Raw genomic sequence first — 22,856 nt, forward strand, 5'->3', positions numbered from 1 at the left:
TTCAATTAATCCTTAAATATTGAAACAAGCTTGAACTTTATTCACCAGTTTAGGCGTTTTCATTTGATTAAATATTTTAATAGCTTGCTGCCAGTGATTCTGAGCTATTTCTAATTTTCCCAAATCCCGGTAAGTCAGCCCGATGTAATAATTGCTAATACCTAATTCGTACTTAGCACCAATTTTAGTATAAAATTCAATAGCTTGGTTTTGATATTTCAAAGAAGCTGAAAAATTATTACTTTCTCGAAAAACATCACCTAAAATGTACCAGGCACGGGCGATGTCTGATGTAAAGTTACAATTTTGCGCGATCGCCACAACTTGCTCTAAAGTTTGCTTAGCTTGTTCGTACTCACCAATATGTTTTTGAGCTAAACCAGCCATATTCAAATCCCAGCAAGCTTGCCAAGGCGGAACGCTTTCTAAAGGTTGTTGCAAGTGTCTTATCGCTTCTTTCAATGCCGCTTTCGCCTCACTCGCTTGTCCTAAATAAGAGTGTAACAGAGCAACTTCGCAATAGCAACTATTGAGCCGAGATTGAATTGCAGGAGATACTGGAGATAAAGCTAGAGCGAGTTTAGCTTGATAAATAGCTAATCCTAACTCATATTCACCAGCAGCAATATAGCACAAACCCATATCACTATATGAGTTAAATTCTGTCCATTTATCGCCTTCACGCTTAGCAGCAAATTGAGCTTGGCGATGATATTCTAAAGCTACTTCAAAACCATCCGCTAGCAGATAGGCGTGACAGTCGCCGATGCAGCGATATAGACTTGCCTCCCGATTAGGAGAAACTCGATTTACCAATTTTTCTGCTAATTCTAAAGTTTGGCTGATGTATCCCCAGGATAAAAAATATAGAAACAATTCTTCTGGTAAAATAGGTATAGCAGGGCGGCACAAAACATCCCAAGCTGAATCATAATCTTCAATTTCTCGGAAATGATAGTAAGCTTCTAAAACTTGCAAACCTAGCTGAGGCGATTGAATATGTTCTACACTAGAAAACCAATGTTGTGCGATCGCCCTTTGAGTTTGTTCCCATTCGCTGCTATTCTGTAACTGATTCAAACCCGCAGCCCGAATTGCTGGGTGCATTCGGTATTTGCCCCGATGTAATTGTAGCAAAGAATAGTCACACAAGCGCCGCGTTACTTTCAGTTGTTCTGCTGGCGTCACATCCCACAGCAAAGCCTTGATGCAAGTATCTGGCAACCATTCAATTTCTTGATAGCGACAAGCTCCCAAACGGCATAACAAACGGTAAGCTTGCTGAGAGTGAGCGTTGAGGCGATTTAATTGATTGTTGATAAGAAACGAAAATGGATCTAGCTGCTGTAATTCTTGGCGGTTTTGTTGCCAAGCTTCGGCAATATCTCCATCATAATTATTTTGAATATCATTGTACAGCACCTCCATTGCCAGAGCATTGCCTTTATAAAGCGCGTGCATTTCTTGCACAGCTTGTAAATCTTCAGAAGTTTTGGGATATTCAAAATATTGTTGCCATGCTTCTGGACTCAAGCCTCTTAAAATGTGAGTTTGAACGCCTCTGATGTCTGGTTCTTTTAATTTTTCTCTACTGGTAATCAGGGTGACTCCTTTGATTCTTGGATCGCTGAGTACCCGCAGTAATTCTACATAATTGCGGTATTCAGGTAGAAACATACCGTTGCGTAAGGCAGACTCTAAGTTATCTATGAAAATTGCAACTTTGCTTTGACGCAGTTTCTTTTCTAGTAAGGTTAAACTCAGGCTAAAATCTCTGGGTGCATCTTCCTGAAAATCTTGTTGCAGCCAAGTCTGAACAAATGAATCGGCACTCCGCAAGTCTTCGGGAGTGTATGCAATTTTCATATCTAATATTTTTTCAAATTGGCAACTGGCTAGGTATTGCTGTGCTAAGGTAGTTTTGCCGATGCCACCTTCTCCTACTATTATCAAAATTTTGAAATTTTCTGATGTCCATTTTTGAAGTTTAGTAATATCTGAAGTTCGTTCAACCCAGCGAGAATTTAATGGTTGTGTTTCTACAGGTTGTGCCGGGATTAATTCGGGCATAAATTGAAAAAATAATGGCTGCAAGTCTGACCATTTGCCGCGTTTGTTATCGTCGCTGAGTCTAAAGGTTTCATAAGCTTTACTCAGATGTTGGCGGACTGTTGCTTCAGATTTGATTTCGAGGATTTTGGTAATTTGTTGGTCAGTTTTTCCGAGTAATTTTTGCTGTAAAACTTGTCGGCATTTGTTGCCTAAATTATTGTAAATTATGATAAATTCTGTTTGATTCATCGGTGGTTTTCCTATAGAAGTACGATCGCGCTGCATATTTAGGGGGGATAACCCCTGGGATGTTTGAAAAAGTGGGATTTCCTAAGTGCGATCGCGTAGGGCAGCAAAATGTCAGAAGTTGGTGACTGCTGCCTGTGACTGCACAATTGTGAGTTTTGAATGTTTATTGATTTTACACTGAGTTACGGGTTAAAAAGTTATTCAATAATTAAATCTTTGCAAACACCATTTTGGGGGTAAGAAGTATGGAGTTTCTGACGGATGGAGATTGTGCGGATGCAACGCTGCTAATTGTTGTGCGATGCTATGCGTCATCGTCTGCAACACTGGGAGCGATCGTGTAAATGATTGTTACAAAAGCTGGGACTATGCGTAAAAAAAGAAAGCTATTTCCGAAATCTATATAGAGGCCCAAATTTAGGGAGTCAGAACCTATGAGGTTTGTATCAGAGAATGCAGCAGGCGATCGGGCTGACAAAGCAGGCGACAGCAACCGCAAAGCTAAGTTAAATCAGAAGGTGGAACCAAATATGTCATCATCGCACAACGTTCAAAGACATACTGTTAAACAAGTTTTTGACCAGGTTGAGAAGATTCTGGAGGAAACTTGGCAAGAAACTGGGTTCGGAAAGGTAACAATTGAAAGTGAAAGGGAAAAGAACAATGTGATTCGGGTAATTGTCAAGGGTTCGACTTATTATAAGTTCTTTCTTGACGATGCAGAAGTTAGTAAGTGGAGTTCGAGGAAGTAAATTCGAGCGAGCTATTTCGCAATCGGGCGAGCTGGCTTGGGTAATGAAATAGAGAGTCACCTAACAAAAACAGAGTGTTCAGATACCCGACTTCTGTAAGCAGTGGGGTATCTAATAACGCGAGAGTTTTACGTTTAATTACGTTTAATTACGTTTAATTTATCCCTGTAGGATGTTGACAAATCCACTAAGATGGTGTAGTTTATCAATTTAAGGTGGATCAAGCAAAAGTGCATCTGCGCTGTACGGCTGAGTGGGCTGCCAGCGTTAAAGTTTGAATCTTCTAAATAAACACAAAACCTAGTTCGAGACGGATGAGAGATTCGCGGGGCTGGGGAAGTGGTGATTTCGCATTATGTGCGATCGACCCTTCTCCGGCCTTTTGTATTTTTGGCAAACAAATAGACTTGACAAATTGGAGGTTAAATATGGCTCGTTTAGATGGAACAGCGCAAAATGACCAACTTTTTTGGTCTGATTCTGTGCCCGTAGAAATTTATGGCTATGCGGGTGATGACAGTCTATGGGGCGATGCGGGAGACGATCTGATCGTTGGCGGTTCTGGAAATGATGATCTATTGGGCGATCCGGGTAATGATGTCATTTATGGTGGTCGGGATAGCGACTACATTGAAGGTGGATTAGGTGCAGATCAACTGTTTGGTGGTAAAGGAGCTGATTATTTAGTCGGCGGTGGTGACACAGATACGCTGATAGGTGGCGGCGGAAGTGATACCTTTGGTCTTACCAGCAATGGGGTAGCTATTATCCGCGACTTTGATGCTGCTTCTGATTCTATCGAACTGTTAGATGATTTGACTGGTTCTCGCTTTTTAGTTGCCCGCAATGATAGCAATAGTGTCGGAGTTTATGTTAGCAGCAATGGCGGTTCTTCATTTGATAAAGTCTTAGCATTGTTGACCAATTTTACTGGCGATGTTGGGAGTGTTTCAGCGAAAATTATCGGTGGAAATGTGACAGCAACTCCGACTCCGACTCCGACTCCGACTCCGACTCCGACTCCGACTCCGACTCCGACTCCGACTCCTATTCCGACTCCGACTCCGACTCCGACTCCTCCGACCTCTGATAACTGGCTCGATCGGGTGAATTACTTACGTAGCCTAGCCAACTTACCGCCTGTGACTAACAATCCTGCATGGACACAAGGGGAAATAGAACACTCACGTTATGTGGCTAAAAACGATCAACTAACTCATTATCAAGACCGTAATAACCCTTGGTACACGCCAGCAGGATCTGAAGCAGGTCAAAGTGGCAATGTGTTTGCTTGGTCAACAACTCAGGTACAAGATGTCGATTTTATTGATGGATGGATGACCGCACCTTTTCATGGATTAGGAATTATCAACCCCAAACTAACGCAAGTTGCTTACGGTAGTTATCGCGAAGCAGGTGGGAGCATAGAAGCAGGGGCAACGTTGGATGTTATTCGAGGAATTAATTCTAATTCTTCCCCTCAATATCCTGTTATGTGGCCTGCAAATGGCAAGACAGTTCCGTTAAGGCAATTTGACAGTGAATATCCCGATCCCTTGACAAGCTTTCCAGGATACACGGCTCCAGCGGGCTTACCTATTTATTTGCAACTGGGTTCTGGAAACGTCACGCCTCGAGTCACTTCTCACTCATTAACGCAGGGAAACATACCCATAGAACACGGTGTTTTTGATGAAACAACCTACAGCAATCCCGATCCATCTGCTCAACAATTGGCACGCAGTATATTGGATTCACGCGATGCAATTGTAATGATACCCCGTAACCCATTAATGCCTGGAAATTATACAGCTTCAATTACATCGAGCGGTCAGAACTATACCTGGTCGTTCAATGTTGCCTGATGCGCTCTAGTTGAACCAGGAATCGCCATTGCTAAAAATAGGCGATCGCCATTTCTCCACTCCGTTTATTTTGCAAACCAATAGGTAGGAAAATTATGACTATCAAACGACAAGGGATTTATTTAGTCGGAGAAGATACAGCCGACAATGTTGCACTCGAAGCCGGACAACTTCAGGAAGTGCCTGGAGGATTGCTAACTCGCAAAGGCAATGATACTGTCAGGGGTTCTTCTGATGCTGAAGTTGTATATGGTGGCAAAGGAAATGATGAAATTGAGGGCGGAGGTGGCAATGATTCCCTTCGCGGCGACAAAGATGAAGATACTGTGATCGGAGGAGATGGAGATGATTGCTTGTGCGGCGGTCAAGGCAATGATTCAATTGTCGGCGGTAGCGGCAATGATAGTTTGCACGGCGATCGGGGTATCGATACTTTAACAGGTGGCAGTGGCAATGACACATTTTTCCTACTGCTAGATGATGACAACATTGATTACATTACCGATTATCAAAATGGAGGCGATCGCATTGCTAGCGACAATGGCATTTTGAATTTTGATAACTTCGCTTTTAGTGCGGGTACGGGTGCTAATGGTGCTAGTAGTTCCGATACAGTGATGATAGATAAAAGTAGCAATCGGGCGATCGCGGTTTTGCTGAATGTTGCCAGTAGCACGTTTGCAGCTAGTCCGACACCAACACCAGCGCCGACACCAACACCAACACCAGCCCCAACACCAGCCCCAACACCAGCCCCAACACCAGCCCCAACACCAACACCAGCCCCAACACCAACACCAGCCCCAACACCAGCCCCAACACCAACACCGGTGACAACAGCGACTCCGGTGACAACTCCGACTCCGGTTACAACTCCGACTCCGGTTACGACACCAACTCCTGTTACAACACCGACTCCGGTTACGACACCAACTCCTGTTACAACGCCAACTCCGGCTACCACACCGACTCCTGTTACAACGCCGACTCCTGTTACAACGCCAACTCCGGTGACGACTCCGACTCCGGTGACAACTCCGACTCCGGTGACGACTCCGACTCCGGTGACGACTCCGACTCCGGTTACAACGCCAACTCCGGTGACAACTCCGACTCCGGTGACGACTCCGACTCCGGTTACGACTCCGACTCCGGTTACGACTCCGACTCCGGTTACGACTCCGACTCCGGTGACAACTCCGACTCCGGTTACGACTCCGACTCCGGTGACAACTCCGACTCCGGTGACAACTCCGACTCCGGTGACAACTCCGACTCCGGTGACAACTCCGACTCCGATTACGACTCCGACTCCTGTTACGACTCCGACTCCGGTGACAACACCAACTCCGGCTACGACTCCGACACCACAGCCCGCATCCTTCGATGAAAAGTTCTACCTTGTCAATAATTACGATGCTGCTAACGCAATTTTGACTGGGCAAACAAAAACAGCTTGGGAACATTACCAAACTGTCGGCAAAGCTCAAAATCGTGCTAGTGCTCCGTCTCAGGTAAGCACTTTCAACATCACATTTGACTATCGGTTTGATACCAATGGATTCTTCAGTGACCCCATCAATGGCCCCAACCGCAAAGCTACTTTAGAAGCAGCAGCAGACTACTGGGAAGCCGTTATCCAAGATGAATTTCCCAATGTTCCTGCCGGCACCGAGTTCTGGATTAAAAATCCTCAAACTGGACAAAAAGATAAGGTTGTTTTAAATCAGGACATTGACGATCTTGCGATATTTGTGGGTGCTCGACCTTTAAGTGGCTCTGTTGGAGAAACACAAGGCGAGGGTGCTGGTTATCAAGATGCAACGAATTTTTCCTATGTTTTATCTGATCGGATCAATGGGGTGAATTATGAACCCTATGCAAGCACCATGTCATTTGCTTCTAACCTCTCGTATAGCGTCGAGCCAAACATTTTCGACTTGAGTGCTACTCCGAGCGAACAAGGCAATGATGCCAGCTTGTTTATTACTGCTGTCCATGAGATAGCACACGCTTTAGGGATTGGTCTTTCACCAGCTTTCCGTGCAAGAACAGTTGGAGCCTCTTTTGACGGTTCCAATGCCAGATCTGCTAATGCAGGCAATCCTATTCCTCTTAGAGCCGACTTGGGACATCCAGCTAGTATTGTTAGTAAAGGTGGTTTGCCATCTCTTCTTGGTGATGGCGGTGGTGCAACCTATATCCCCACTAAAGTTGATTTAGCATTGCTTGCAGATGTTGGTTACAAATTCCAAGGATTTACCGTTCAAGATTCAACGCCAACCACTGCAACTGAGGGAGATAATAAAGTCCTTGGTACAGATTTGGGTGATACTCTCAACGGTTTAGGGGGTAACGACATCATCAACGGTGTAGCTGGCAATGATACCTTGATTGGAGGTGCTGGTAACGATGTACTTAACGGCGGCGGTGGCAATGATACGCTGATTGGTGGTCTTGGCGAGGATGCCCTGACAGGAGGCCCTGGCAGCGATATGTTTATTTTTGATGTCGCAAGCGGTAAAGATGGGATAGGGGATTTTACGGTAGCTGATGACAAAATACAGTTGGCCGCTAGCTATGGATTTAAGGACGGAGCTACTGTTTTAAGCGCACCTGGAAACTTCTTCAACGGCACAGTAAACGATGTCAATGGCAATCCCGATCCCGGTAAACGCTTTGCTCAAATCACTCTCGGCTCTAATTCGGGGAATGTTATTACGATCGTTTACGATAATAATTCCCTGACGGCAGCGAATTTCATCATTCTCTAAATCTAATCATCAGATAGGTTTGCGATCGAGGCGATCGCCCTTACCAAAAAAGGGCGATCGCCTTTATTTATCTTGTCTTAAACACTGGCATAATGTTTAGCGATTAACTCTCTAACTAACGGTAATAACTCCAAAGGAACTTGAACTCTTTATTATCAAACGCTGCTTCATCTTCTGCTACCGCTTCATCTTCTGACTGTCGATTCAGGGATATGAACAATCAAGTCGGACAAATTCGCGATCGCCCCATCGAGCAAGTGAGCGCGATCGCTCTTCTTCCCTCCACGTTTATCTGCGGTAAAAAAAGAGCGATCGCTTTTTTGGGGAGGGGCGATCGCCTTTCTGGATGGGAAGGGCGATCGTTAGTCTTAAATAAACTCCACACGCCCTGTCAGATCGTCCAACTCAAGATACTCCCAAATCATTACCAAACTTCTCAAAAATTCTCCAATAGAGCGACTATTTTTATGACAGTAAATAATCCCATTATGAGGTAATCCAGCTTCATTTATCCTTAAAAAATCTGCATCTTGAGTAAAAATTACTCTCCCTTCGGCCATCGCAAATTCTACATGAAGTTCATCAGGCTTTCCCAATAAGCCTGCTTCAGTTGTAGTCGTCACATTAATCCCATACCTTCGCAGGCCAATCGCAATAGCATTACTTACATTTTCATCCAAATGAAAGTTAAGAGTTCTTGACATTTAGGCTTTTTAATTTTTGCTGAAGGATAGAAGGATTTTGGGCTTGCAACCCCCGAACAAAGGTTTCATCTTCTCTAATTTGTGTCCTAATTTCTTCACGATGATCGTGATAATAAGTCAAAGCTGCATAAACATCAGCTAGAGTAATTGAAGGATAATGGTAAATAATCTCCTCTGGTGACATTCCCATTTCCTCATGCCAAATTACCACATCTTGTACCTTAATCCGATGTCCAGTAATGCAAGGTTGCCCACCGCAAAAACCGGGATTAATTGTAATATGTTCAGAAATTATGCTTACCATAAATTAGCCTCTGAGTCAGTTTTGTTAGTTCATCTGATAAGTAGATTTTACCAGTCAAAAATCAGAGAATTAGATACTTATTTTACATGAAACAAACTCGGATGTCAAGCGATATCAAAGGTTTTGGTATTGTCGTTCAGGCTCAGGCGTTGCATTGCCCAAATTGAGTTATCGATCGCATCAAAGATTGTCGTGGGGAATGCGAGAGACCCTACAGATATTGTGGGTATCTCGCTTGTCTTTTGCGAGGTGCGAGAGCCCTTCATCCCTCCACTTTTATCTGTGGGGAAAAAGTGCCATATCCTTTCTGATGGCAAGGGCGATCGTCTTTATTTATCTTGCCCTAAACACTGGCATAACGAAAGGATTACTGTAGAACAAGGCAGAATCTATCTCGGATTACAAATTTTGACAACCGCTACTTTCTGGAATATAATTAAAGTTTTCCCGTCCCCTTGCCACAATTTTAATGTCTGCTTATGCCCAAAAAGATTCGAGAACTCAAAAGCCGGCGGCTAAAAGCTGGGTTCACTTATCGTTCGGCAAAAGGCAGTCATACCAGATGGGTTCATCCTTTACTACTATCATGAACCAATTACCATCGCTGGAAATGACGGCGATGATGCGAAACTGTATTTAGAGAAAGAAGTTAACTGAAAGCTAGGAATATTGAACGCAATTGAAGAAGAGGAATCTGAATTATGAAATTACCTTATATAATTGTTATTCAATGGTCTGATGAAGATAACTGCTACCTAGTTCACTTACCTGATTTTCCATCCCAGCAGTTCCACACTCACGGAGATACCTACGAAGAAGCTTTGAAGAATGCAGTAGAGGTTTTAGAGCTTTTAGTTAAAGAATATCAGGTAGACGGTAAATCTCTCCCAAAACCTAAAACCATAGCAGAAAACCTTCTATTTGCTTGAACAGAGGTTTGAAGCGAGATCCCTTCTCCAATCCACATTAAAATATGTCATCACTAATCCTAATCCGCATTTTCATAGCAACCGCGGCCCTCTTCGGAGGTTTATCCGTTGCAGGCGGTGCTTTCGCCTCCCACGCTTTGAAAAATCAATTGAGCGATCGAGCTTTAACCATTTTTGAGACCGGCGCCCGATATCAAATGTACCATGCCCTGGCTCTATTACTCGTCGCTTTACTCTTGAGCCGCGCCCAAGAGTCTCAAACCTTTTTTGCAGTGGCTGGATGGGCTTTTATTGCCGGCACAATCATCTTTTCAGGCAGTTTGTACGCCCTGAGTTTGAGCGACATCAAATGGCTGGGTGCAATTACGCCACTGGGGGGAGTTGCTTTTATTGCCGGTTGGGGATGTTTGGCAGTGGCAGCTTTTAGTTTTAAATAGGCAATTGGTAAATGTTGAGACAATTTCCAATTCCCAATTCCCAATTCCCAATTCCCAATTCCCAATTCCCAATTCCCAATTACCTAATTTTCAAACACATCGCTGGAAAACATCTCAGTCAAAGTACGCAAGTAAGGTACAAATACCGTTAAATCTTCAGCAGGAAGCCGATCGCATATTTCCCAAAATAAAATCAGCAGCATATCCTGCACTAACTCCCAACTTACATGAAGTTTGGGGTACAACATCACGCAAATTGGAAACAATTCTTGTTGTACCGGGTGAATGCTACCTTCCAAAACGCACCAGCACAAATAGCTTTGAAAAATCTCGACATCCCGGATACCAGAAATTTTTACCTCGCGATCGCTCAAATACCCGCTGCTGCTGCGGTATCCTTGATGCTGGGCACTAGCTCGATCGTACACTGCACTAGCAATCTGAGTCGTGTGCTGCAACAAATGCTGAACGGCTAATAGAGCTCTTGAATTCGGGGGCTGATTCGCCGCAGCCTCGTTAATCTCTCCGTAGGGAATGTGCAGGTAGTCGTCTACAATTCTTAAGTAGGGTGCAAATTCCGATCGCTCTGACTCCGAAAGACATCCTAACAATATTTTGCTAGTGTATTGAAACTGCATTGTCACAAATCCCAGCACTAACGGATCTGTCTCTGAGTATTTTCGCCTCACTTTGATAATATCTTTTCCCACCAGCACTGACAAGCGGAAAACAGGTTCTCTATCCGCATAAGCGTCTATTGCTTTCCGATATAAGGTGCGAGAATCGGCGGCAATTTCTAAAGAATTAATTAAACTTGGATCGATCCCGTGTCGCTCTATTTGTTTCCCTAAAAGAGCTTCTACCCTACTCCAAGCTATCTCGCTGGCTAATTTCAGGGTATCTGTCAATTTGTCAACTATTTGGGCTCTATTTCCCTCAAAATTAGTTAAATCGAGGCTTGGGAGAATTTGGCGTGGCGCTTGGTTCTCTCGTGCCGCAACTGTACTGTAATATTTTTTTGCCCAGCTAACTGCGAAGGAAGAAACGCTGACACCTTGAGCTTTTGGGAGTTGGTCAGTGTCGGGTTCGGTAATACCTTGGGACGCCTGACTTGTGCCCTGTTGAATTTGGTCGGCTGCTGGTAAAGACTTTGAAGATATTTGTGAAATACCCGTCATGATAAACCTCGTTTTTTTATAAAGTCGCACTCGATCGATTCCCCTAATTTTTAAAGTTGTTAACTACAATTTTCTGCATTTGTACGCTGACAGTCATCAGCCATTACGCTTAAAGCTATAAGCCATTTGGCTCGACTGCCTGCATCTTTTATAAGTTGCACGTTAATAACGTTATTTATTGTGCGATCGATCACCATCACCCTGTGATCGCGATCCTAAGTGATTTTTTTGACCTATAAAGAGGGCTGCAAATAAATTTAATTTGTCTTAAAATCGGATAATTAAAGTCAAGTCTGCCTCAAAAAAACTGCTGCTTGAAATACTTGATGTTGGTTTTGGAGCGCTTTGGTCGATCGCCCTAATTTCTTAAAGAAGCTAGGCTACGGCACGATCTAGCGATGACTTTGGTTAATTGATTTATATAGCTAAATTAGAAATGTATTGTGAGTCTGGCGAGTGTTAGTAAACCCTAACAAATTTAATAATCGGCTTTTCTAAATAAAAAATTAAATTTGAGATTAGGATGAGATTTATGTGCATTTCGTTAATGCCATTGCCAGGGCCGTTTTTTGCGATCAGTTTTTTAGCTTCCCCGTGAAGCGAAGCTATCCCGTAGGGAATCGCCCGCAATTGATCGTCGTCCATTCGATCGATCACCTACCCTTCAAAACCAGAATTAGCGAGTGACTCGCCCGGTAGCGGGCACATTTTGCCAAATCCGGCGGGATCGAGTCCTCTGCCGGAGGCGAAAGCCTGTCCCTACAACGATAGGATTAGGCTTATTAGGCCCCACGGGCGATCGCTCCTCACAAACAGCACGGTCGGTATGTCTTTAAGGCTATGCCTTCGGGTAGGATTAGTAGGACGAGAGGAAGTGGAAAAAATGAGCGCTAGCAGCAATTCAACAGAAATTAAGTTCGGAACCGATGGGTGGCGGGGACTGATTGCCCATGACTTTACTTTTGCCAACGTGCGAAAAGTCACCCGTGCGATCGCCAGTTACCTAGAAACCGCTTACACCAAAGACCGCCCAGTTCTAGTCTCCTACGATACCCGCTTTCTGGCAGACGAGTTCGCCCGCACCTCGGCGGAAGTATTGGCAGATTTGGGATGGACGGTGAAAGTGGTCGATCGAGATTGCCCCACACCAGTCATCGCCTACAGCGCCAAGCATCTCAACTCGGCAGGAGCCCTGATGTTCACTGCTTCGCACAATCCCGCACCTTACTGCGGCATCAAATACATCCCCGACTACGCGGGCCCGGCAACCCCAGAAATTACCGATACAATTGTGGCAAATATTGCTGGTGCTTCTGATGCCCCAGCCAAAGGCAGCCACAACGATAAAATTTCCACTTTTGACCCGAAACCCGAATATCTGAAGTTTCTTTATACTTTGATCGATGTGGAGCGGATTCGCTCTGCTAAGTTGAAGGTGAAGTACGACGCTCTCTACTCGACTTCTCGTGGCTATCTCGACGCCGTTTTGGAACACTGCGGCTGCGATGTCGAAAGTTTTCACACCTACCGCGACGTGCTGTTTGGGGGCGGAATGCCCGAACCCAAGGGGGAACAGTTAGTTGAGTTGGTGGAAGCTGTTAAGAAGGATTCGGCGGATTTGGGTTTGGCTACCGATGGCGACAGCGATCGGTTTGGTATTGTTGACGAGTTGGGAAATGTCTTGACTCCAAATACTGTACTGTTGCTGCTGGCACGTCACTTGGTTAAGAATAAAGGATTGACTGGGGCGATCGTCCGTACAGTCGCAACTACCCACTTGCTGGACAATTTGGCAGCCAAGTACGGTTTAACAATCTACGAAACCGCAGTCGGTTTTAAATACATTGGCGAAAAAATGCGGGAAACTGCGGTGCTCATCGGTGGCGAAGAATCTGGCGGTTTGAGCGTTTTGGGTCACATTCCCGAAAAAGACGGGATTTTGGCTGATATGCTAGTTGCTGAGGCGATCGCCTATGAAGGCAAACCCCTTTCTCAGCTAGTAGAAGAAGCCATTAAAGAAGCCGACGGCCCCCTGTACAACAAACGTTTGGACTTGCACCTCGAAGAAGCCCACAAAGCAGCCGTTTTGGACTCTTTTACCAAGAATCCCCCCACAGAAGTAGCAGGTATCGGCGTTAAGGAAATCGGCCGCAAAGACGGGATTAAACTTTATCTTGAAGACGGTGGCTGGGTACTGCTGCGGCCTTCGGGAACCGAACCCTTGATGCGCGTTTACATGGAAACCAATTCTGTGGAAAAAGAAAGCCAAGTTGCCAAACACATGGAAAAGGTAATTTCCCAATTAGAACCTGTTTAAGTTTCTACCTATTCTAACGGGGGGTTTTTCCCCTAGCGCTTGGGATTGTGAGGTGCGCCGAAGCGCACCTTACGTATTTTTGATAACTTTTGCAAAGCCTCTGAACATTAATCATCGATACTGCTGGGCCAGTTATATATTTGCAATACACTGGGATTTGTTAAAGTTTGGGAAGTGTAAATTTATTTATGTTTGTTAAATTTTTAATTAATTTAAAAAATTCATAAATCTTTTCCGAATCTACTTGACTTTTATCCCGATATAATTGTATATTATTAAATAATGGGGTATTTGCAAAAATAAAATTTTTACACAGATTTCGATGATAAAACAAGTATACAAGTTAAATTACTAGCCTGTCAACCCGTTTATGAAAACAATTCCTCTGCTCGCCATTAGTTTTTTAGTAGCAATTTTAGTAAGCGCGATCGGGATTATTTCAGTGCAAAATGCCGCCCCAGTATCCTTAAACTTTATCTTTTTTCAATCGATACAAATGCCCGTAGGAGTAGTATTGGCAATGAGCCTGAGTGCAGGACTGATCGGAGGTGCGCTACTGCAACCGCTGTGGAACCTTTCAGATTCCCAAAACTCGCGTCCTAAATTTCCGGCCACTCCAGAAGAATCTGACACCGTACAATATTAAATATATTGATCCCTTACAGGGAATATACCTGACCGTCAATCAGCAACCGAGTAATTCCCTTAGCTCGCAAATAAGGCGCTGCTTTTTGCAGCATACTGCTGTCAGGAATCTTGAATACCCTTTGATTGCGAGTAGCAAATCGGCGGGCCACTCGGTGATTGTCAAACACTGCCAGGGTTTTCTCGCGAATTTCCGCCGCCGGAATTTGACCCAGTTCGCCAAAAGCTTTTAGAGGCCTGGTGATTAACTCTGCCGCCCGATCGACCACCAAATAACAAATTTTGGGCAGAGATGCTTCGCTTAAAGGCAAAACTTCAATCAGCCCTGTACCCCGAAGCTCGTTAGCGAAGCCCTCGAAGAGGATCGACTCGCCCGACGATATTGAACCCAGCAGGCTGCCTTCAAACAGAGAGTCTTCATCGTCTACATCTTCGTCGAAGTCGTCATCTAAATCGTCTTCATCATCCTCATCCTCATCCTCATCCTCATCCTCATCCTCGTCATCTTCCTCGAAATCGCTAAAATCTTCACCTGCCAGCAGCCCGGATGCTGGCAGCATAGCCTTTAGTTCACCAGTCACAACAGCGCGGTGGCTTTGATCGGCAAGAGTGGCTGCTGGGGCATCTGGCACATCAGAAACATCCAATTCTGCAACTGGTTCAGGGACTGATTCAGAACGCTTTCGGATCGTCGGTCTCGAATTTGAGGCTGACGGCAGGACAGGGACTGACTCCGACAGGGGGACACCTACAGGATCGATTTCGCCATCTCCCGACGACTCAGTAGTCGCCTCTGTCGGTTCAGAAACACTGCTGCGATCGGACAAACGCTTTTGTTTTTGCTGGACTAGAAATTCGTATTCCGGCTCCGACAAAGCACCCTGAAGGATGCGCCTTACAGTCGAACTGCTCACTCCGTAGCGCTTTGCCAGAGTGATAGTATTCTCGTTGGACTGTCGGTACAGCCTGATGAGTTCGCGTTTGTCTGAATCGGATAGTTTTGTAGGCGTCATGCCAAGTTTTCCAGCAAAAAGACGTGAAAAGACGCAGGCTAGCAGTCAGCGAACTGTGATTTTTGATTTTCGATTTCAAGCTCAGAGATGCCGACAAGGGCAAAAAAGCTTTCGCGTCCCCATCGCTTGCCGAAGCAACCCCAATCTCAAATCGCTACGCTGCGCGACGACTGCGCCTGCTCTGGCGAGAACGGGTTGAGATGTCATGTTCCAAGATAGCTCCTATTCCGAACAGGATGGCGCTGAAAACAAAAAAGACTTCCAGCAAACTGCCACTTTGATAACTACCCTCAGCCTGAGTATCGCGCCATTTAAAGTACATATCTGCGATGTAAAGCGAAAAAGTTGCAGCCGCAATCATCCTCCAAGATTGGGAAAAACGTCCTCCCCAAAACGCCAGCAGCAATGCAGTAGCAATAATCAGCAGAAAAACGTCTCCAACGATGTAAAACAAATTGATTGCATAGGCGTAAGGCGAGAGTTGCTTGTCAAGTGCTATTACCCATGCGGGAGTTTTACTTGGTTCTGCTGCTTCTTCTTCTTCTTCTTCTTCGGGTGCGGATTTAGCAGCAGTCGCGGCTGTTCCTTTTACAATTGAGTTGGACGAATTTTCTAAACCAGGCCCTTTTGCCGCAGGCGCTGGCGCAGAGCCTGTCACTACTTCCTGGGTGGCTGCTGGAGACATTCCTAGCTGTAGCCTCCAAGACTCAGGTGCAGCAACCCAGATAGCTACAGCAATCCCGAAGGCTGCAATTCCCGCTAACAAAGCCCACTGCCAAATTTCTAGATTCAGCCGTTTGGAAGTCACAGCGATCACCATGCCCCCAATCAGTACCACATAGCTGCCCAGATAAAAGGCATCTGCGGGGGACACGTCCGGGTCTGCCTCGAAATACAGTTCCCAAATGCCAAATAGCACACCGCCGATAAAATAGAACAGCATCCCCAGACCAATGCCCAGCCAGACGTTGCGCCCGCTGACCATGTGTGGGCTTTGCCAGTTTCTAAAACAAACTAATGCAGCTCCCAGGTATGCCCCGCATTCAAAAATATAAGTGCCGATCGAGTACCACAGAGGTAAACCCTCTTCTGCTGAGAGGGGGACGCTGAACAGCAAAAAGAACAGCAGCGCCATGACAGCCCAGACAATGCCCACAATCACTAGGGTCTGAGCTGACAGTAAAGATGAAGATGTAGATGACTTTTCTGAAGTGCTACTCATAGGGATTCCACGAGACCTAACTAGCGGTTGAACGCACCCCATCTCAATCTTTGATTGGAAATGAGGATTCTTTCGCCAAAAAACCTTAAAAAACCTTGATCTGACGCTTCCGGGATAACTGGCGTCCTCAGTGTGTCGTCGGGGCTTTTGCCCTCGTACACTCTAGAAAGACTAAACAAGAATAATATCTATTTACTAATTCAAGGAATTAGTCGTTAGTCGATCGTGTACCCGGAAATATAATGACAGAAATACGGTATATGTCTCCACCCTTAAGGCTTTTACAGTACCCAATCTCTCTCGGAAATTCTACCCTCAAATGTTGAGGTATCTGTTTTTTGCTTTCACACTTCCCCACTTATATCAATGATTGTCGGTGGGGACTGGGATAGAAACTTAGTTAAATTGCCACACCATAGGTGGCATCCAAACCGAATCAACAATTTGGTTGGTCAATACAAGTTGGCCATCCAACCTGTATATCACGTACCCCCTACAGTGCAATTATCTAAGCTCAATTATCTCGACCCAATTGTCTGAGCAATTGTCACAGATTTTCTATCCTGCGATCCACAACTTGTTGAGGGCTGATTGTTTCAGCCAATCTAGAAACTGAGTCCGATCCGGTGCTGGCATATCTTGCAGCACATCGCTAACTCCCTCAGCGAAGTCCGTATTGCCAAAATATGATTTACCCAAACGGTGAAGTTCTTGCAATAAGGTCTTGAGATGCTGCTCTTGCCAAGGAGGCACCTTGTGATTTTGCAAAGGACTAACCGTTAGCCAGTTTTTTATCGCATCAGGGGAGTCTGCCTGGGGGAAGTTTCCCTGCTGAAATACCTTGGCGATATCTTTCTGAAACGATGTGGCTTGCCTTGCGCCTAAGAGGTCTTCTACATCGAAGTAAACAGCTTGGAGGAGCAGCAGACAAGCCTGCGCGAACAGTGGTGCTTTGGCTGCTTCATTCCCGGCCGGTTCTTCACCGGCAAGCTGATCTAAACGGACTTTTCCCCAGACGCTATATCTATCCGGCTCTTCTAGCAGAACACAGGCTTTGCCTCGGTTGTCGGTTAAGTCCCGCCACAAGGCTCTGGCGTCTTCTGCTTGTTTGCCGTTGAAGGCGCTGATCAGGCGAAAAGTCTGCCCCTGATAATTGAGAATGGGAATTTGTTGATCCCGTTTTGGGTGTTGAAAATTGGTTATTTCAACATCCTGCCGTTTCAGAATAAACATGACACTGCGATTTGACTCCTGTCATGGCCGAGGTGCTGTGCTTTTGACACTCCCGATGCCTAGAGGCGAGGGGATTCTTGATTCAGCGAGTCCACTTAAATTAGCAGGATTGCTCCCGATCACCCAGAGATGGTTCTCTTCTCAAGCGTTCCGATACTTTTTTGCTAACAAATGTTAACAATTATCTAAGCTGAGATTGTCTCTCAGCCTTGGCGTATAAATCAATGCACGAAGGAAAATCCCCCGCGCACAATTTACGACTGCTGTACTGGCAACGCTTGATTTTCGCGCTCGTGCCGAGCAGGCGATTGACTGTTTTGCTTTGATGCCGTAGAGGAAGCTTACATAGAGGCTCCGTACCATCAGGGATTTTCACCTGAGTCTTTCAATCCTAGTTCTACCACATTTTTATCAAATATCAAGTCGAGCAGAATGTTAGCCAACATAACTCAATATCAGCAAATTAGTCATTCGGGCTCAACTCATACCTCAAATCAGGGGACGATCTCTGGTTTTTCGGTAATGCGGTCAGCGTTTTAGGCTTTGCCACTACGGGATGTTAACATAACCAATAGACATCTGGGAAAAAGCACCTGTGACTCTTGTGCTGTCTGAGTTCCGTCTTAATTTGGGGAGATATCCGATCGACCAAATAGTTGGGTTTCACCTCGACCTCTAAATACTTTACCCGAGTTCACGTCCTACCTAGTTTTGATTGTAAATTGACAATTGTGCTGTTTGCAGGTGAGTCCCTCCAGCTTTTGTCAGATACAGTCTTGGAGGCACAGGCACTCTCATCATCTTGGTTTTTTCCCGAACGATCACGCTGCACGCCATATTTTTGTAGATCAAAGCGGTTTCTGCGTAACTCATCACATAATTTACTTGCTCGATCGCACACTGCACCTATACAATAATGTTGTTAGGAATTTTTGAGTTGGGTGCGTAACTCAGTTGGATAGAGTAGCTGCCTTCTAAGCAGCGAGCCGCAGGTTCAATTCCTGCCGTACCCGTTAGATAATCCTTTTGCGTAGCAAGGGTTTCAGGTTGACTAAGCTACTAAGAGTCTGGTTTTCCGCTCATCTTTAGCTCAGTCCTACTCTTCTAAGTAGCTGAGTATGTCCAAAACTGCCTCCATATCAGCCAAGTCTGCCCTCGACTTTTTACGCCGCGTTTTTAACTGGTTGAGCAAGTCGGCCGGCTCTGGAAAATCTGCGACGGTCGGAGCCGAGTTTTTACTTTCCTCCCGATCGCGCCGTGCTTCCTTGAGCTCTTGCTCCAACATCTGAACCTTCAGCCCCAAATCGCCGTTGCGCTCGTGTAACTGATTGAGCTCTTTGTCCCATTCTGCAAGTTGATTGTTGGCCGCTTTCAATTCCTGCCGCTCGTGATTCATCGTTGCCCACTCAGGCACTCAATTTTCCCAGCCGTTCCTCAATGGCGGCCATCCGCTCCATCACAGGGTCAAGACTTGAACTAACAGCTTTGTCTACAATGTCTACAATGTCTGTAGACACGACGCTATCATTGTTTCGTGTAGACAAATTTGTAGACATTGTAGACAGCACGTTAGCGTCACTTGGTGTAGACAGCGCTGTAGACGTGCCTGATACTTCCCTGAGAATGCGTTGTGCAGCTTGACTTACTGACTCACCCTCTAGTCTCTGAGCTTCTATCCAGTTTAGGAAGTGACCGGAAGCCCTGAACGATACAACTTGACTTTGACTCATTGTAGACACCTGTATACAGTATCTGTCTACAATAACTGATGACTGTCTACAGTGTCAACATATTGTCTACAAAACTTGTAGACACAAAAATCCCCCAGTTAAGGGGGATGGGATTGAGCCGTCAGTCAGTAATTGTTCCTAGCCAGCTATGTGCTCAACTCCTTTGGGTCAAGCCATGTGGTAAAACTTCCGTCGGGCTTTACGCAAGTAATCTCGCCGTATTTATTGATTTCATCCACTACCAACTCTAGACCCGCTAACTGTTCAGCGTACTTTGTCCCGGCGTAACGGACTCGGAGGCCTTTCTTGGCTTTTACAGTCTTGGGCTGGGTTAGCAGTTCAACCAACTTCCGCCGCTCGTCATCGGTAAGTTGAGGGAGTAAGTTGCAGACTTGACTCAAAGGTGAGGAAATTGTGGAGCCATTGGAGCCAGCGCTCTGTGTAAGGGTTTTTGGGTAGCCAACTGTGGAGCCAGTATTGTTTGGCTCCACAGTTGGCTCCACAGTATCCCTTGCTCTGTCTACTGGCTCCAATGGCTCCACAGTTTTTGTGGAAGTTTGCACAAATCCAATTCCAAGCAGATATCTTTGGTTCCTCCGCTCCATGTCATCTCGTTCGCAATAGCGACACACTTGGAGTTTAGGGAAAATCTCGCTAAACCTTGACCCCAACTGGTTTATAGCTTTTACAGGAGCGTCATACTTACTAGGAAGTTCATTCCAAATCAACTTCTCCTTGGTGCCGCTAGTGTCTCTCTCTAGAATGCCTGCATCCTCATACCAGTCTTGTAACTGTTGCCACAAGTCTTTAACCCAAACACGGCCCCCAGACTGAACCTCCAAACCAACCTCGCGGGCAAACTGCCACAAGTGCCGACTTCCCTCCTGAGCTTCCCGCATCGCCTCACGGGTTGCCTTGTAGTCAATCCCCTCTTTCAACAACAGCGGCAACCGCTCCAACATCTTGTTAAGCATCGCCGGTGCAATCCGTTCAAGGATGAAGTTCTCATCATCCTTAAAGCGCGGGTCAGCTTCCAATTCACCCTGAGACGGGTCAGCATTGTGCTTGTAAGTTTTCTTAAAACTCAGGATGCCATAGCGGTCATCAATTGCAGCCGTCCCCCCGGTGATGGACGGTAGTTTGTTGCAGTTGGCGAAAAAGACGGCCGCAGGCTTGTACTCATAACCATCCTTGCCCTTGCGTTCAATATCAAGAATGTCACCTGTAATTAACTGCTTAAGGCTCTGGATGGTGTCGAGGTTTACGTTTGCAGTATTCTCGGAAGCCCAATTACAAATACTTCCTTCAATTCCTGCCAGAGAGAACTTGCGGCCATTGTCATAGGATTTGAAGTCTGACAGCGACTTCCCGGTCATCCCCCGCCCAAAGACAGCGGACAACACAGCCCGCAATGTATCTTTACCGTTAGACCCCTCGCCGTGGCACAGCAAACCTTTAACGCCCCGTCCCGTCAGCTTGGAGCGGACAAGCTTCAAATTCAACGCAGCAGCAGCAGTCCGCAAAAATACCTCACGCTGCGACACATCCAAGCATTCCAGAAGACGATCGCAATCCGTCGGGTCAATGTCAGGGTCATACTTGCAGCCAACATAGGTATAGACCTGGTTAGGGTCATGTGGCACAAACGAGTGAGAACCATCAGGGTTAATTTTCACTACCCCGTTAGAGCAGTTCAAACCGTCAGGATTTATTTTGTTTGGGTCAACCCAGTTCTGATCGATAACCCACTTCAGAACCTCAGTTCCGTTGCTAGACCTGGCTCGGTTGTTGACCCAAACACCCTTTACCTTCTCCGCGTAGGTATTGAGCCAGCCACCTATACGGCGCTTTTCCTCGGATTCCGATCGCAATTCGTAGTGACTGCCGACATAGCGATAAAGCTGACCTCCAATAGCTTTCCAGTGACCGTCTGAGTAAAGTGCAGCCTCTGCCTTCTGTACAAAGTTTTGCTCTGGAGTCGGTGCAGTGTCTGGGATGTAGTCATTTTTACTACTGTCATACTTCTGGCATACTACTTCTTCTCGCGTGCGCGGGTGAGAAGTTAGAGAAATAGGAGTAATTGATTCCGCTGCAACGTTATTGACTGCTTCCTCTACCCGCCGAATGAATTCCTCACTATCTATGGCTTCCAAGATTTCTCGGATGTCTCCCGCCTCTGGGATGTTTGGGCAGATGACACGCGGGTCAATAACCGTACAAGGGAACTGAATGTGACGCGCAACTAGCCAGACTGCTTGACCTTTCTTAATGCCCGCGTCATCGTTGTCACGAATTACTCCGACCACAACGTTTTTGCCTGTCGCTTGCAGAGTTTCGAGCATTATCTGAATTTCAGGATGACTCCAGCTAGAACCTTGCAGAGTTAGTCCTGCAAGGGCGATACCCCTCGCACGTTCTACGTTGTCTTCCCCCTCAAGCATCAGAATAATGATGGGTTCGTCGTCAGGTACAGCCTCTAAAAGTTCAACAACTTCCTCAATCCGATAGGCAGGCCAGCGAGCATCGCCCTTAGTCCAAATTTCTTTGCCGTTAGGGTCGATGTGAACTTGGTGGCACGTTTTGTCGCGTCCTTTTGAGTTATTTGCGTCCCATTCAAACCGCAAAACCTTTTGATTGTTGCTGTAGGTGTAGGTAATTTGTGCGGCGTTGCTCGGCACACCTTGGGGGAAATATTTTGGCCGCTCAGGTCGGGGCGGTTGTCCCGGCGCGGTTAGTCTTAAAAGTTTCGCCCCGATCGGAATGGGTGCAGGTATGTATTCCTTCTTTGATTTCGGTTTCCTTACCTGTGGTTTACTTACCTGTTCCTTGAGTTCCTGTTGCTTGAGCTTTTCTTCCTCGCACTCTGCTAAAAATTCAGACAGGGGTCGGATAGCTTCCCGAATGTCGGCAGTCGAACAGCCGTTAGTCCAGCATTGAAACGCACCAGTTTTTGGCTTGACCCCTAACCTGCGCCCTTGACAGATGGGGCAAGTGTAGAAATTCTTAGCTGTGCCGGGTTCTAGTTTGTCAAGATGGTTGCGGATGTCGAATGAACCCGTTTTTGATGGAGCAGAGTCGTCAGGAGAATTGAATGCAGAATCTGACCCGGTGGGATATGATGTGTTCATTATTGTTGCTTGCCACCTGGGCAAGCGTGATTACCAAAGACCGCTGACATCAGGTTCCAATTGCTGGCAGCGGTTTTTTGGCGTTTACAGTTTGAAAATTTAGAGCTAGACAGGTGGAACCGCTCCGCAAACTTTAGTAAGCGGACGCAGCTACGAAATCACAACGCTGTCTCTGTGGCGGCCAATGTCGGTCTAGGAGACTTTGCTTTATCTCTTCAAAGGTAAAGTCCCGCCGCTCAGGCACTAAATTGTTGTCTAGCGTTGATGCTAGACAAAGCAGCAAAAGTATTGCAGGACTAAAAAATTCATCCCACAGCAGAATCC

The 22,856-nt window shown here is 45.9% G+C and carries 21 protein-coding genes, 1 tRNA gene and 1 pseudogene; 9 read left to right on the forward strand and 14 right to left on the reverse strand.

From position 1 onward, the window contains the following. Window positions 1-12: 12 nt before the first annotated feature. Complete coding sequence (locus tag QUB24_RS02330; protein WP_333150242.1) at window positions 13-2,301, reverse strand: tetratricopeptide repeat protein; 2,289 nt, start codon at window positions 2,299-2,301, stop codon at window positions 13-15. 434 nt (window positions 2,302-2,735) lie between these two features. Here QUB24_RS02330 and QUB24_RS02335 point away from each other — a divergent pair, with 434 nt between their 5' ends. The 3 genes from QUB24_RS02335 (at window position 2,736) to QUB24_RS02345 (ending at window position 7,692) form a co-directional block, all read left to right on the forward strand. Beyond that, the gene (locus QUB24_RS02335) at window positions 2,736-3,053 is read left to right on the forward strand and encodes a hypothetical protein (RefSeq protein ID WP_333150244.1); all 318 of its coding nucleotides are present in this window, start codon (window positions 2,736-2,738) and stop codon (window positions 3,051-3,053) included. Between the two features lie 428 nt (window positions 3,054-3,481). Further along, entirely contained in the window at window positions 3,482-4,918 is a 1,437-nt protein-coding gene (locus QUB24_RS02340) for a CAP domain-containing protein (protein ID WP_333150247.1), read from the forward strand. Between the two features lie 95 nt (window positions 4,919-5,013). Beyond that, window positions 5,014-7,692: a hypothetical protein gene (locus tag QUB24_RS02345; RefSeq protein ID WP_333150249.1), complete on the forward strand. Its 2,679-nt coding sequence runs from the start codon at window positions 5,014-5,016 to the stop codon at window positions 7,690-7,692. 220 nt (window positions 7,693-7,912) lie between these two features. Here the strand turns inward: QUB24_RS02345 and QUB24_RS02350 are convergent, their stop codons facing one another. The 3 genes from QUB24_RS02350 to QUB24_RS02360 are packed head-to-tail and all read right to left on the reverse strand — an operon-like array spanning window position 7,913 to window position 8,700. Next, a complete protein-coding gene (locus QUB24_RS02350) occupies window positions 7,913-8,077 on the reverse strand; it encodes a hypothetical protein (protein WP_333150251.1) in 165 nt (54 codons plus the stop codon). After that, window positions 8,061-8,396, reverse strand: a complete 336-nt coding sequence (locus QUB24_RS02355) for a DUF5615 family PIN-like protein (RefSeq protein WP_333150252.1) — start codon at window positions 8,394-8,396, stop codon at window positions 8,061-8,063. Before QUB24_RS02355 ends, QUB24_RS02350 begins: the two co-directional genes overlap by 17 nt. Beyond that, a complete protein-coding gene (locus QUB24_RS02360; protein ID WP_333150254.1) occupies window positions 8,380-8,700 on the reverse strand; it encodes a DUF433 domain-containing protein in 321 nt (106 codons plus the stop codon). Before QUB24_RS02360 ends, QUB24_RS02355 begins: the two co-directional genes overlap by 17 nt. Before the next feature lie 479 nt (window positions 8,701-9,179). Between QUB24_RS02360 and QUB24_RS02365 the strand changes: the two are divergent. The 3 genes and pseudogenes from QUB24_RS02365 to QUB24_RS02375 all read left to right on the forward strand — a co-directional run bounded on the left by QUB24_RS02365 (window position 9,180) and on the right by QUB24_RS02375 (window position 10,066). Next, window positions 9,180-9,357 (forward strand): annotated as a pseudogene (locus QUB24_RS02365) (type II toxin-antitoxin system HicA family toxin). Window positions 9,358-9,401: 44 nt separating this feature from the next. Next, window positions 9,402-9,629 carry a type II toxin-antitoxin system HicB family antitoxin gene (locus QUB24_RS02370; RefSeq protein ID WP_333150255.1) on the forward strand — a complete coding sequence of 76 codons (228 nt, stop codon included), beginning with the start codon at window positions 9,402-9,404 and terminating at the stop codon, window positions 9,627-9,629. 44 nt (window positions 9,630-9,673) lie between these two features. Next, entirely contained in the window at window positions 9,674-10,066 is a 393-nt protein-coding gene (locus QUB24_RS02375; protein WP_333150256.1) for a DUF423 domain-containing protein, read from the forward strand. An 83-nt stretch (window positions 10,067-10,149) separates the two neighbouring features. On the opposite strand, the gene QUB24_RS02380 is transcribed toward QUB24_RS02375, so the two are convergent. After that, window positions 10,150-11,244, reverse strand: coding sequence for a hypothetical protein (locus QUB24_RS02380; protein WP_333150259.1), 1,095 nt, complete (start codon window positions 11,242-11,244; stop codon window positions 10,150-10,152). A 459-nt stretch (window positions 11,245-11,703) separates the two neighbouring features. Continuing rightward, complete coding sequence (locus QUB24_RS02385; RefSeq protein ID WP_333150261.1) at window positions 11,704-11,889, reverse strand: hypothetical protein; 186 nt, start codon at window positions 11,887-11,889, stop codon at window positions 11,704-11,706. A 181-nt stretch (window positions 11,890-12,070) separates the two neighbouring features. On the opposite strand from QUB24_RS02385, the gene QUB24_RS02390 reads away from it, so the two are divergent. Together QUB24_RS02390 and QUB24_RS02395 are read left to right on the forward strand one after the other, a co-directional pair. Beyond that, entirely contained in the window at window positions 12,071-13,561 is a 1,491-nt protein-coding gene (locus QUB24_RS02390; protein WP_445300375.1) for a phosphoglucomutase/phosphomannomutase family protein, read from the forward strand. A 370-nt stretch (window positions 13,562-13,931) separates the two neighbouring features. After that, the gene (locus QUB24_RS02395) at window positions 13,932-14,207 is read left to right on the forward strand and encodes a LapA family protein (protein WP_333055858.1); all 276 of its coding nucleotides are present in this window, start codon (window positions 13,932-13,934) and stop codon (window positions 14,205-14,207) included. A 13-nt stretch (window positions 14,208-14,220) separates the two neighbouring features. On the opposite strand, the gene QUB24_RS02400 is transcribed toward QUB24_RS02395, so the two are convergent. The 4 genes from QUB24_RS02400 to QUB24_RS02415 form a co-directional block, all read right to left on the reverse strand. Further along, window positions 14,221-15,219 (reverse strand): hypothetical protein, encoded by a 999-nt coding sequence (locus QUB24_RS02400; protein ID WP_333150264.1) that lies wholly within the window; start codon window positions 15,217-15,219, stop codon window positions 14,221-14,223. 154 nt (window positions 15,220-15,373) lie between these two features. Then, window positions 15,374-16,441: a hypothetical protein gene (locus QUB24_RS02405; protein WP_333150266.1), complete on the reverse strand. Its 1,068-nt coding sequence runs from the start codon at window positions 16,439-16,441 to the stop codon at window positions 15,374-15,376. A 558-nt stretch (window positions 16,442-16,999) separates the two neighbouring features. Beyond that, window positions 17,000-17,674, reverse strand: a complete 675-nt coding sequence (locus QUB24_RS02410; RefSeq protein ID WP_333055855.1) for an Npun_F0813 family protein — start codon at window positions 17,672-17,674, stop codon at window positions 17,000-17,002. 705 nt (window positions 17,675-18,379) lie between these two features. Continuing rightward, window positions 18,380-18,547 carry a hypothetical protein gene (locus tag QUB24_RS02415; RefSeq protein ID WP_333150268.1) on the reverse strand — a complete coding sequence of 56 codons (168 nt, stop codon included), beginning with the start codon at window positions 18,545-18,547 and terminating at the stop codon, window positions 18,380-18,382. Window positions 18,548-18,613: 66 nt separating this feature from the next. Between QUB24_RS02415 and QUB24_RS02420 the strand changes: the two genes are divergently transcribed. Further along, a tRNA-Arg gene (locus QUB24_RS02420) sits at window positions 18,614-18,687 on the forward strand. Window positions 18,688-18,770: 83 nt separating this feature from the next. Here the strand turns inward: QUB24_RS02420 and QUB24_RS02425 are convergent. From QUB24_RS02425 to QUB24_RS02440, 4 genes are all read right to left on the reverse strand, one after another. Then, a complete protein-coding gene (locus QUB24_RS02425) occupies window positions 18,771-19,088 on the reverse strand; it encodes a flagellar alpha dynein (protein ID WP_333150270.1) in 318 nt (105 codons plus the stop codon). After that, window positions 19,081-19,404 (reverse strand): hypothetical protein, encoded by a 324-nt coding sequence (locus QUB24_RS02430; protein ID WP_333150271.1) that lies wholly within the window; start codon window positions 19,402-19,404, stop codon window positions 19,081-19,083. The genes QUB24_RS02425 and QUB24_RS02430 overlap by 8 nt, the downstream gene beginning before the upstream one ends. Before the next feature lie 146 nt (window positions 19,405-19,550). Continuing rightward, window positions 19,551-22,532: a DUF5906 domain-containing protein gene (locus QUB24_RS02435; protein WP_333150273.1), complete on the reverse strand. Its 2,982-nt coding sequence runs from the start codon at window positions 22,530-22,532 to the stop codon at window positions 19,551-19,553. Window positions 22,533-22,665: 133 nt separating this feature from the next. Then, window positions 22,666-22,856, reverse strand: a 191-nt coding sequence (locus QUB24_RS02440; protein ID WP_333150276.1) for a hypothetical protein, incomplete at its 5' end; no start/stop codon positions are given.

Origin of the sequence: Microcoleus sp. B9-D4, from assembly GCF_036705105.1 — a bacterium.
In the GTDB taxonomy this organism is placed as follows: domain Bacteria; phylum Cyanobacteriota; class Cyanobacteriia; order Cyanobacteriales; family Microcoleaceae; genus Microcoleus.

Excerpts from the sequence above, each read along its gene's own strand:
- QUB24_RS02330 (WP_333150242.1), bottom strand. The coding sequence starts at position 2,301 with ATGAATCAAACAGAATTTATCATAATTTACAATAATTTAGGCAACAAA.
- QUB24_RS02370 (WP_333150255.1), top strand. The coding sequence starts at position 9,402 with ATGAAATTACCTTATATAATTGTTATTCAATGGTCTGATGAAGATAAC.
- QUB24_RS02435 (WP_333150273.1), bottom strand. The coding sequence starts at position 22,532 with ATGAACACATCATATCCCACCGGGTCAGATTCTGCATTCAATTCTCCT.
- QUB24_RS02360 (WP_333150254.1), bottom strand. The coding sequence starts at position 8,700 with ATGGTAAGCATAATTTCTGAACATATTACAATTAATCCCGGTTTTTGC.
- QUB24_RS02430 (WP_333150271.1), bottom strand. The coding sequence starts at position 19,404 with ATGAGTCAAAGTCAAGTTGTATCGTTCAGGGCTTCCGGTCACTTCCTA.
- QUB24_RS02335 (WP_333150244.1), top strand. The coding sequence starts at position 2,736 with ATGAGGTTTGTATCAGAGAATGCAGCAGGCGATCGGGCTGACAAAGCA.
- QUB24_RS02390 (WP_445300375.1), top strand. The coding sequence starts at position 12,071 with ATGTCTTTAAGGCTATGCCTTCGGGTAGGATTAGTAGGACGAGAGGAA.
- QUB24_RS02385 (WP_333150261.1), bottom strand. The coding sequence starts at position 11,889 with ATGGACGACGATCAATTGCGGGCGATTCCCTACGGGATAGCTTCGCTT.
- QUB24_RS02340 (WP_333150247.1), top strand. The coding sequence starts at position 3,482 with ATGGCTCGTTTAGATGGAACAGCGCAAAATGACCAACTTTTTTGGTCT.
- QUB24_RS02380 (WP_333150259.1), bottom strand. The coding sequence starts at position 11,244 with ATGACGGGTATTTCACAAATATCTTCAAAGTCTTTACCAGCAGCCGAC.
- QUB24_RS02415 (WP_333150268.1), bottom strand. The coding sequence starts at position 18,547 with ATGAGTTACGCAGAAACCGCTTTGATCTACAAAAATATGGCGTGCAGC.
- QUB24_RS02410 (WP_333055855.1), bottom strand. The coding sequence starts at position 17,674 with ATGTTTATTCTGAAACGGCAGGATGTTGAAATAACCAATTTTCAACAC.
- QUB24_RS02375 (WP_333150256.1), top strand. The coding sequence starts at position 9,674 with ATGTCATCACTAATCCTAATCCGCATTTTCATAGCAACCGCGGCCCTC.
- QUB24_RS02355 (WP_333150252.1), bottom strand. The coding sequence starts at position 8,396 with ATGTCAAGAACTCTTAACTTTCATTTGGATGAAAATGTAAGTAATGCT.
- QUB24_RS02400 (WP_333150264.1), bottom strand. The coding sequence starts at position 15,219 with ATGACGCCTACAAAACTATCCGATTCAGACAAACGCGAACTCATCAGG.
- QUB24_RS02395 (WP_333055858.1), top strand. The coding sequence starts at position 13,932 with ATGAAAACAATTCCTCTGCTCGCCATTAGTTTTTTAGTAGCAATTTTA.
- QUB24_RS02405 (WP_333150266.1), bottom strand. The coding sequence starts at position 16,441 with ATGAGTAGCACTTCAGAAAAGTCATCTACATCTTCATCTTTACTGTCA.
- QUB24_RS02345 (WP_333150249.1), top strand. The coding sequence starts at position 5,014 with ATGACTATCAAACGACAAGGGATTTATTTAGTCGGAGAAGATACAGCC.